Below are 9371 nucleotides of genomic sequence, written 5' to 3'. Positions count from 1 at the left end.
CGCTCGGCTTCTGCGCGTTCTTTTTGTTGTTGAACAATACTAAAGCCTATTATCAGCAATAATAGTGCACCAATAAGAATTAATACCAACATTAAGGACATAAAGGTTCCATTTTATCTTTCATATCACATGGTAAAAATAGCCAAACAGCTATGGCTAAAAGTTAATTTGATGTTGGAATAATAATACTAATAAAATTTCATCAAAATGAATCTATATCTTAGCGTAAGTTATCACGGCTGTCGTTGAATAATAAGTCGTTTTGTTGATAAATCAACAAACCGGTGAGCGTCGATGTTTTTGAAAAGCTAAGTCAATTAGATAAGCGGTGTTTTTTACTGTCTCCTTATTCCTTTTTATATTCCATTTCAATTAGTATATAGCGTTTTATTATAGTAGAACAAATGTTCTGGTTGTGTAAAACAACGGCCGATTAGTTCTTGTTTGCTTATTTGCAGATAAGCTCAGGTTAAATCAAGGATAAACCATGAAACTACAACAACTTAGATATATTGCAGAGGTTGTCAAACACAACCTTAATGTGTCATCCACGGCTGAAAATCTCTATACTTCACAACCAGGTATTAGTAAGCAAGTTAGAATGCTTGAAGATGAATTGGGCATACAAATATTCGGTCGAAGTGGTAAACATTTGACCCACGTGACGCCAGCCGGGCAGCAAGTTATTGATATTGCTAATGATATACTTGGTAAAGTCGATAGCATTAAAAAGGTATCAGAAGAATATACCCAGCCTAATCAGGGGGATTTAAATATTACCACCACTGATACTCAGGCTCGATACGCTCTGCCGCAAATCATTAAAGAGTTCATTAAGCGATATCCTAAAGTCAATCTGCATATGCACCAAGGCACGCCGTCACAAATTAGTGAACAAGCGGCTAGAGGTGATGCAGACTTTGCTATTGCTACAGAAGCAATGCACTTATATACCGATTTAATTATGCTGCCTTGTTATCATTGGAATCGATCAATTGTTGTGACTCGTGACCATCCACTCGCGGCTCAATCGACAAAAATTAGCATTGAAGATTTGGCTAAATTTCCGCTAGTCACTTATGTGTTTGGTTTTGATAAAGCCTCTGAAATTGAAAAGTCATTTAAGCGTGCAGATCTTGATCCTCGAGTGGTGTTTAGTGCAACCAGTGCTGATGTACTTAAAACATATGTACGTTTAGGGTTAGGAGTAGGGGTTATTGCTTCTATGGCAATAGATCCAGCTGTTGACAAAGATTTAGTGGCGATTGATGCAAGCCATCTTTTTGCTCATAGCACAACCAAAATCGGCTTTAGGCGTGGTAGTTTTTTACGCAGTTATATGTATGACTTTATGCGACATTTTGCACCGCACTTAACTCGTGACGTGGTTGAAAAAGCTGTCGCGCTTCGTGATCAGCAACTGATTGACGAAATGTTTGCCGACATGACATTACCGTTACGTTAGTTTGTATATCGATAATGTTTATTGTAAAAAAAACCTCGCTAATCAGCGAGGTTTTTTGTTTTAACATAAAGATTTAATAACAGATCAATCAATTTTAGTCTGGCGCGTAACCAGAAGGACCAATTAACTCGCCATCTAAATAAGCTTTACAATCAGTCATTGCTAGACGACCTAAGCTGAACCATTTTACCACTAGAGGATAAATGGCATGTTCTTGTTCATGAACACGCTCTGCTAATGTTTCTGCATCATCTTCAGGGTAAATAGGGACTTTAGCTTGTAATATTACCGGTCCAGCATCGAGTTCTGGGATAACAAAATGCACACTAGCGCCATGTTTTTTGTCGCCAGCGTCGATAGCACGTTGATGCGTGTGAAGCCCAGTATACTTCGGCAATAGTGAGGGATGGATGTTAATCATTTTCCCAAGGAAATGAGTTACAAAATCATCTGTCAAAATACGCATAAAACCCGCAAGAATGATTAGATCTGGTTGATATTTCTCGATGGATTTCAATAAACGCGCATCATAATCACTGCGTATTTCATTGGCGTAAGGAATAACGCAACTGGTATCAATCTCGCTTTGATGAGCGCGAATTAATCCATAAGCATCCGGTTTGTTACTAATTACACCAACAACGTCAGCTTTTAAGTTATCGTCACAGCCATCAATGATAGCTTGAAGATTACTGCCATTACCGGAAATCAGTACCACAACACGACAGCTTTGGTTCATTAGATGATCTCCACTTGCTCTTCGTCACCTTGACGAGTAGCAATTTCACCTATCAACCAAGCATTTTCGCCTTCAGCCGTTAATAACGCTAATGCCGCATCGACTTTATCTGTTGGCAACGCAATAACCATACCTACACCACAGTTAAATGTTAGGAACATTTCATGTTGAGCGATATTGCCGTTTTGCATTAACCAGTCGAATACCACTGGCCATTTCCATGAGTCGCCTTTAACTACAGCTTTGCAATCTTCAGGAAGTACTCGTGGGATATTTTCCCAGAACCCACCACCGGTAATGTGTGCCATAGCGTGAATGTCTGACTGTTCAATCAGCTTCAACAAAGGCTTAACATAAATTCTGGTAGGCTCTAATAAATGGTCAATTAATGGCTTACCAGCAAGATCTTGCTGAGGGTCTGCTTTGCTTACTTCTAATACCTTGCGGATTAATGAGTAACCATTTGAATGAGGACCACTTGAACCAAGCGCTATCAGCGAGTCACCCGCTTTGACTTTGGTACCATCAATGATGTCTGCTTTTTCAACAACACCAACACAAAATCCGGCAAGATCGTAATCTTCGCCTTCGTACATGCCTGGCATTTCAGCCGTTTCACCACCGATTAATGCGCAACCAGATTGGAAACAACCTTCTGCGATTCCGGTAACAACGGAGGTTGCCGTTTCAACGTCAAGCTTACCCGTTGCGTAGTAATCGAGAAAGAAAAGCGGTTCAGCACCAGAAACGATTAAGTCATTGACACACATAGCAACTAAATCAACACCCACGGTGTCATGCTTTTTGTAATCAATAGCCAATCTTAATTTAGTGCCAACACCATCAGTGCCAGAAACGAGTACTGGATGTTTGTATTTAGTTGGTAATTCGCATAACGCGCCAAAACCACCTAAATTGCCCATAACTTCTGGACGGCGAGTGCGTTTTACCGCAGATTTAATGTTGTTTACTAACGCATTACCTGCATCGATATCAACGCCGGCGTCTTTGTAACTTAGGGGGGTAGGAGTGGTCACGGAGGATCCTCTAGGGTACATCGTTTTATGGAATTTTATGCGGCAATATACTACCAGTTTGTGCTGCTAGTCGGAAGCCATGTTTTTACTTTATCCTATAAAGAAAACGATGAATTGCCTATTTTTTATCGGTTTAGGTCACGATTTACTGCAATTATGAAACTTTATGTTTTATAGAAAGGATAAATCGTCTAACATTTGTCAAATTTGCCTGAAATAGTCAGAAATCTAGGAGAAAGAAATGAAAGTCGTTGAAGTAAAGCATCCTCTGGTTCGTCATAAAGTTGGTTTAATGCGTGAAGCGGATATCAGCACCAAACGATTTCGTGAACTTGCCACTGAAGTTGGCAGTTTATTAACCTATGAAGCTACCGCTGATTTTGAAACTGAAACGGTGACGATTGAAGGTTGGAATGGTCCTGTTACCATTGAGCAACTTAAGGGTAAAAAAGTCACTGTAGTGCCAATATTACGTGCTGGTTTGGGCATGATGGATGGTGTTCTTGAGCATCTACCAAGTGCGCGTATTTCAGTTGTGGGGATTTATCGTGATGAAGAAACATTAAAACCTATCCCTTATTTTGAAAAAATAGTAAGCAATGTAGACGAACGTATCGCTTTAGTGGTTGATCCAATGTTAGCGACTGGTGGTTCAATGATTGCAACTATCGACCTGCTTAAAAAAAGGGGTTGTACTTCAATTAAGGCGTTGGTTTTGGTTGCTGCTCCAGAAGGCATTAAAGCCCTTGGAGAAGCACACCCTGATATTGAACTGTATACTGCGGCGATTGATGATTGCTTAAACGAGCAAGGTTATATTTTACCAGGTTTAGGTGATGCGGGCGATAAGATATTTGGTACCAAATAATTCGTTATACTGAATTGTAGATACCATTACTCGGTATGATTTATATCATGTACGAGATAATAAAAACGGGAGCCTCAATAAAGGCTCCCGTTTTTATTATATTTTGATAAGCCGTAGATATTAGCCAAAGTTATTAGCTACAGTTATTAGCTACAGTTATCAGCTGAATGTTAAAGCACCATCGCAGCAATCCAACCAAAAACAAGCAGTGGAATATTGTAATGAATAAACGTTGGGATCACGCTGTCGCGAATATGATCATGTTGTCCATCGGCATTAAGACCTGCTGTTGGACCTAGGGTCGAATCCGATGCCGGTGAACCCGCATCACCAAGCGCTGCAGCAGTACCGACCAGCGCAATCGTTGCCGCAACAGAAAAACCAAAACTGAGTGCTAAAGGTACGTATATGGTGGCGATAATGGGAATGGTTGAGAACGAAGAGCCAATACCCATAGTGATCAATAATCCAACAATAAGCATCAGTAATGCGGCTAACGCTTTGTTGTCACCAATGATATCACCTAGAGAAGTCACTAGAGTGCCAACTTCGCCGGTAGATTTAACCACTGCAGCAAAGCCTGCCGCTGCAATCATAATAAAGCCGATGTTGGCCATCATATGCACACCTTGATTAAACAAGTCTTTGCTTACTTCGTGTTTAATGATCCCAGAAAAACGAAAGATAATAAATCCACTTAACGCCCCAAATATCATCGAATCAGTTTTTAATTGAACAATTAACGTAATCACAATTGCAGAGAGTGATATCAATAGGCTTTTTCGACTTATAGTGGTTGTAATACTGTCACTTTCCACTGGTTGTTCAATCATATAGTGTCTAGGTTTGCGGTAACTGATAAATATTGCCGTGAGTAGACCGACAACCATGCCCATAGCTGGTAATAACATCGCCTTAGGAATTTGTTCACCGATCGCATTTAGACCATTCGTGTTTAAATTTGCCAACAGAATGTCATTGAGAAAAATGCCGCCAAAACCGATGGGTAAAATCATGTATGTGGTGACCAAGCCAAACGTGAGAATACAGGCAATAAGACGACGGTCGATATGTAGTTTTGAAATGACATGCAGTAAAGGTGGAATAAGAATGGGTATAAAGGCGATGTGAATGGGCAAAATATTTTGAGATGAAACAGCCATCAATAATATTGTGACCAATAGTAACCAACGTACAACTTGAGTATTACCGCTATTAGGTTCTTTTCCGAGCTTTTTTATAATTGAATGAGAAATTAATGTCGTTAAGCCCGAATGTGATAATGCTGCTGCAAATGCGCCAAGTAAGGCATAGCTTAGCGCTATTTGGGCGCCGCCGCCTAGGCCATCATTAAAGGCAGTGATTGTTTGATGAATATCTAATCCACCGACTAAACCGGCCACAACAGCACTGATGGTTAACGAGACTACAACGTTAATTCGAATAAAGCTTAAAAACAACATTAAGCAGACCGCGATTACAACCGCATTCATAATCATTTTTCTTAAAAGTAAGTGAGGTCGCTATTCTTGACTGTGTAGAGTCTATTTGTCCAGCGCATATCGTTTTTTTACTTATTTTTGCTGATAGATAACTCATAATGACTTGCCGTTTAAGATGTGGTTGTTGATAACGATGGGTGAAATCATGTCATCAAATCATTTTGTCATATTTGAAACTTATTATTTAATGGGTCATCATGTTTTATTTTTCAGCAAGTAAACCAACTTTCATCTGAAATGACTTATAAGTCCGTTAAATTAGATGTATGGTATACGACTGATATAAGTCCCAACGATATGGGTATTTGCTTAGTGGATCACCATTTTGTGATACACATGTATCGTTGTTGAGTGTTTAAGCCATTTAATGGAGATAGATAATGAGCGTATTAGTAGGCCGTCCAGCCCCAGATTTTACAGCAGCAGCCGTTCTTGGTTCTGGTGAAATTGTTGACACATTTAACCTTGCTACCGCAATTAAAGGTAAGCCTGCAGTTATTTTCTTCTACCCACTCGATTTTACTTTTGTATGTCCATCAGAGCTCATTGCTTTTGATCACCGTATGGAAGAGTTCACTAAACGTGGTGTTGAAGTGATTGGTGTTTCTATTGATTCACAGTTTACTCATAACGCATGGCGTAACACTCCAGTAGACAAGGGTGGTATTGGCCAAGTTAAGTACACTCTAGTTGCTGATGTTAAGCACGAAATTTGTAAAGCATATGATGTAGAGCATCCAGAAGCTGGTGTTGCTTTCCGTGGTTCTTTCTTAGTAGATAAAGAAGGTCAAGTTCGTCACCAAGTGGTTAACGATTTACCACTAGGCCGTAACGTTGATGAAATGATCCGTATGATTGACGCACTTCAGTTCCACGAAGAGCACGGTGAAGTTTGTCCAGCGGGCTGGTCAAAAGGCGAAAAAGGTATGACTGCAAGCACTGAAGGTGTTGCTGCATATCTAAAAGACAACTCTGACAAGCTATAATCTAGCAAATTAGAGATAATAAAAAAGCTGCTTCGGCAGCTTTTTTATTGGATGAAATTAATGTTTTCATATCAAGCTAGCCACTATTTTATAGCCTGCTTGAGATAGCCAATGACTGACTTTGGATTTATTCGCTTACCGCGTCAGTATCATCTTCCACAGCCGCTAATGGCCAGCCACCCAATGCTTTCCATCGGTTGACTATGAGGCAAAATAGTTCGGCGGTGCGTTCGGTATCATATAATGCTGAATGGGCTTCTTTATTGTCGAAATCGATGCCTGCCATTTTACAGGCTTTAGCTAATACGGTGTGCCCAATAGCAAGACCTGCAAGTGTCGCGGTATCAAAGCTAGCAAAAGGATGAAAAGGAGAACGTTTTAAACCGTTTCGTTCAATAGCCTTGTTAACAAAACCTAAATCGAAAGCGGCATTGTGCGCGACAATGATACTGCGATGACAATCTGCTGCCTTTTGGGCTTTTTTAACTTCTTTAAAAATCTCTAAAAAAGCGATTTTTTCGTCTACAGCGCCCCGAAGTGGGTTGGTAGGGTCGATACCATTAAAAGCTAAGGCTTCAGGCTCTAGGTTAGCGCCTTCAAAAGGCTCAATATTAAAATGAAGAGTTCTATCAAGTACAATGATCCCATCACTGTTCATTTTTAATAAGCTGACGGCAATTTCAAGCAACGCATCGGTATTGGCATTAAAACCCGCAGTTTCGACATCGATAACAACAGGGAAATAACCACGAAATCGGTGTTTAAACTTGTTAGCGTCGAAAATATCAGTCATTACAGTTTTTATCCTCAATAGCTATCATTCATCGGTGCAAATGATATAAGCCGAGTATTATGCGCAAACTCAAGCGCAGTGTCATGTTCGATCGTGGTTTTTATCATCGATTAAACATAATTGTTTGCTAAAGAAACTTATTTTGTGGCCGATAGATAAAATGTAATCGGGTATAAAGGGTGGTTTTATGTGGCGAAAACTGATGGTCCTCACAAGTTTGTGTCTTTGCTCAACGGCTAATGCCGACTTGAGGCATTATGTTGCGTCACTCGAAAACTCTGCATGGCGTATTGGCGAGAACAATCCGATAGAATGCCGTCTTGAACATGATATTCCTGACTATGGGCGTGCGGTATTTACCAGTAATGCCGGTAAAGCGTTAAACCTACATTTTACGTTAGACATGTGGGTAAAACCTGATGCGGTTACTCAAGCCAGATTAATTAGTCGAGCTCCAAGTTGGCGTCCCGGGCACAATTCCAAAGAAATCACTCAACTGACATACAATAAACAGTTTAATGGTGAAGTACCTAAAAAAGCCGCTTGGTCGATGTTGAATGAATTGAGCCAAGGAATGGAACCCACGTTCTATTATGCCGATTGGTATAATCAAAATTCTAAGATTGCCGTGGGATTGTCGTCGGCTAATTTTGGTGGTAAATATCGTGAATTTCGCGCTTGTTTAGCTAATTTATTACCTTATAGTTTTGATGATATTGCTTTCACGGTGTTAAATTACCAAGAAGGCGGTGTCGAGTTGACACGCTTTTCTAGCCAGCAATTACAGAAAATACAGCGTTATTTGTCTTTTGACCCTGAAGTGGAGCTCGTACTGGTTGATGCTTATACAGACAGTTATGGTGGACGTTCTGTTAATCAAAAGGTGTCAGATAAGCGTGCTGACTCAGTGAAAGACATTCTCATTGCTAGCGGTATCCCTAAAGATCGGATCCATACATCGGGTCACGGTGAGAAACGTCATGTAACAGGTAATGATCTTGCTGAAGAACGTAAGATGAACCGCAGAGTCGTAATTAAAATAACTAAGCCCATATAATCCAATAATGTATCACACGCTGTGCAAACCATGCACAGTGTTTTTTTTGGATACGATTGATACATGAAGTAGCTTAAATCAGCCACATATAAAGTAAACAGCGTAATGGCTCGATAGTTAATTGGTTCTCGTATCGCTACGTTTATCCCTTTGCTTCACTTGGCTATTATTCTATATTCGTTAACAGCAAATTTAGTCCCATCGACAATACTTATGTATGAGCGGCAGTCTTCTCCCCTCAAAGCCTAATCAATGAAGCATGTAAGTGCATTAATTTTCGCGTGGTCATCATTTGAAAGGGGTCAACCATTTTCTATTAGTAACGCTCAAATTTACATTAGTGATAGATGTTTATTGATTCAATTGTTCGCGAAGGTTATCTTTCTGGTCTTAAGATAGACTAAAAAAAAGCAAAAAAAACCCACTTAATCCAAGTGGGCTAAATAATTTGCAATCAACAAATTTAAGGAAGGAAGTCAAGCATAAGAACTAGGGATAACTGACGTATTGGGTTACATCAATTTGGAGTTCTTGGTTTTCTACATCTGAATCTGATGTGTTCTGAAAACAAGTTAATAATAGAATGTATACACTAATCTGACAAACTAGAAAAATTATGCGTTAGCATTAGTAAAGCTAATGAATGAGGGTTGTGGTTATATGGTTTATATACTCTAATCGGCTTGTATAGCGCTTTATTAAGTTGTTATTTAGATTTTTTGCATAACTATTCGGATTAGTTAATTCTGCCATAATAACATTTAACAAATAGTGTGCATCTCGTCACAATACAAAGTCTGCTTATTCATTTTAAGATACTAAATATTATCCTAAACCCGTTTTTATATGATTGTTCTAGCCATATTTGCGGCGGGATTTACGCTCGTATCTTGTTGATGCTTAGTAAGTAGTCAATGGTCATTA

8 protein-coding genes are annotated in these 9371 nt (G+C 39.5%); 4 read left to right on the top strand and 4 right to left on the bottom strand.

Features of this window, described 5'->3' with window-relative positions; all coding sequences use genetic code 11:
- Positions 1–487 precede the first annotated feature (487 nt).
- Complete coding sequence (gene cysB / locus H5202_RS14655; protein WP_182772729.1) at positions 488–1465, top strand: HTH-type transcriptional regulator CysB; 978 nt, start codon at positions 488–490, stop codon at positions 1463–1465.
- Positions 1466–1559: 94 nt separating this feature from the next.
- Here cysB and purN read toward each other — a convergent pair whose 3' ends face one another.
- Both purN and purM read right to left on the bottom strand, forming a co-directional pair.
- Positions 1560–2204 carry a phosphoribosylglycinamide formyltransferase gene (gene purN / locus H5202_RS14650; RefSeq protein WP_182772728.1) on the bottom strand — a complete coding sequence of 215 codons (645 nt, stop codon included), beginning with the start codon at positions 2202–2204 and terminating at the stop codon, positions 1560–1562.
- The gene (gene purM, locus H5202_RS14645; RefSeq protein WP_182772727.1) at positions 2204–3241 is read right to left on the bottom strand and encodes a phosphoribosylformylglycinamidine cyclo-ligase; all 1038 of its coding nucleotides are present in this window, start codon (positions 3239–3241) and stop codon (positions 2204–2206) included. The genes purN and purM overlap by 1 nt, the downstream gene beginning before the upstream one ends.
- 241 nt (positions 3242–3482) lie before the next feature.
- Between purM and upp the strand changes: the two genes are divergently transcribed.
- The gene (upp, locus tag H5202_RS14640) at positions 3483–4109 is read left to right on the top strand and encodes a uracil phosphoribosyltransferase (protein WP_182772726.1); all 627 of its coding nucleotides are present in this window, start codon (positions 3483–3485) and stop codon (positions 4107–4109) included.
- A gap of 170 nt (positions 4110–4279) precedes the next feature.
- Here the strand turns inward: upp and H5202_RS14635 are convergent, their stop codons facing one another.
- The gene (locus H5202_RS14635) at positions 4280–5602 is read right to left on the bottom strand and encodes a Na+/H+ antiporter family protein (RefSeq protein ID WP_182772725.1); all 1323 of its coding nucleotides are present in this window, start codon (positions 5600–5602) and stop codon (positions 4280–4282) included.
- Between the two features lie 389 nt (positions 5603–5991).
- On the opposite strand from H5202_RS14635, the gene H5202_RS14630 reads away from it, so the two are divergent.
- Positions 5992–6597, top strand: a complete 606-nt coding sequence (locus H5202_RS14630; protein ID WP_011636928.1) for a peroxiredoxin — start codon at positions 5992–5994, stop codon at positions 6595–6597.
- A gap of 127 nt (positions 6598–6724) precedes the next feature.
- On the opposite strand, the gene rnt is transcribed toward H5202_RS14630, so the two are convergent.
- Positions 6725–7390 carry a ribonuclease T gene (rnt, locus tag H5202_RS14625; RefSeq protein ID WP_182772724.1) on the bottom strand — a complete coding sequence of 222 codons (666 nt, stop codon included), beginning with the start codon at positions 7388–7390 and terminating at the stop codon, positions 6725–6727.
- Between the two features lie 187 nt (positions 7391–7577).
- Between rnt and H5202_RS14620 the strand changes: the two genes are divergently transcribed.
- Entirely contained in the window at positions 7578–8447 is an 870-nt protein-coding gene (locus H5202_RS14620) for a flagellar protein MotY (RefSeq protein ID WP_182772723.1), read from the top strand.
- Positions 8448–9371: the final 924 nt, after the last annotated feature.

It is taken from the genome of Shewanella sp. SG41-4 (assembly GCF_014164505.1).
In the GTDB taxonomy this organism is placed as follows: Bacteria; Pseudomonadota; Gammaproteobacteria; order Enterobacterales; family Shewanellaceae; genus Shewanella.
Note: the sequence above shows the minus strand (reverse complement) of the source record. Positions and strands in the feature narration are given on the sequence as shown.